The sequence below is a fragment of the Marivita sp. genome (genome assembly GCF_051859345.1).
Taxonomy (GTDB): domain Bacteria; phylum Pseudomonadota; class Alphaproteobacteria; order Rhodobacterales; family Rhodobacteraceae; genus Marivita.
The window spans coordinates 3,358-4,201 of sequence record NZ_JBHYFV010000083.1 but is presented as its reverse complement, the minus strand read 5'-3'; the positions used below and the strand labels follow the sequence as shown (position 1 = coordinate 4,201).

Here is an 844-nt window from a genome sequence, read left to right as displayed (position 1 = left end):
GATTGCGAAATCGGAAGGTGTTCGCGCATGGTTTCGGTCAACTGTTCACCCACGGTCAACAGCGGGTTAAGGCTGGTCAGCGGATCCTGAAACACCATGCCGATGCCGGTGCCACGCACCTTGCGCATCTCCGACGGCGACAGCGTATCGACGCGTCGCCCGTTCAGATACACCTCACCCGACACGATCTGCGCCGGACGGTCCAGAAGTCCGATCACCGCATTGCCGGTCATGGATTTGCCCGCACCGGATTCCCCGACAACGCCAAGGATTTCCCCCTGCGCGATGTCGAAGCTGACATTGTCGACCGGTCGCAGAACGGCGTGACGGGTCGGGATTTCGACCACCAGGTTTCGAACGGACAGAACGGGTGTGTCGGTCATTTCAGCCTCGGGTTCAGCGCGTCGCGCAGCCAGTCGCCCAGCAAGTTCACGCTGAGTGCCAACATCAGAAGGGTGACAGCGGGAAAGAACAGGATCCACCATTCGCCGGAGAACAGGAATCCCTGTCCAATGCGGATCAGCGTGCCCAGGCTCGGCTGTGTCGGAGGCGCACCGACGCCCAGAAAGGACAGTGTCGCTTCAGCGATGATGGCCAGTGCAAGCGAGATCGTGGCGATCACAAGGACCGGGGACATCACGTTGGGCAGGATATGCCGCAACATGATCGCCCCCTTGCTGCGGCCGATCAGGCGGGCAGCCTGCACATATTCCTTGTTCTTCTCGACCAGGGTGGCCCCACGCACGACGCGGGCGAACTGAACCCAGTCCGACAGGCCGATGGCGATGATCAGCACCCAGATCGCCATCTGGTCGCGGTATTCCACCGGGGTGATCCCCTTTGC

Annotated in this window: 2 protein-coding genes; both read right to left on the bottom strand. The window is 61.5% G+C overall.

All coding sequences use genetic code 11. The annotated features are described in order from the left end of the window. A partial coding sequence (locus ACTIEN_RS21855; RefSeq protein ID WP_439525258.1) for an ATP-binding cassette domain-containing protein occupies positions 1-383 on the bottom strand: 383 nt, incomplete at its 3' end. Next, positions 380-844 (bottom strand): ABC transporter permease (locus ACTIEN_RS21850; protein ID WP_439525257.1); only part of this gene is annotated, 465 nt, incomplete at its 5' end. The genes ACTIEN_RS21850 and ACTIEN_RS21855, both read right to left, overlap by 4 nt.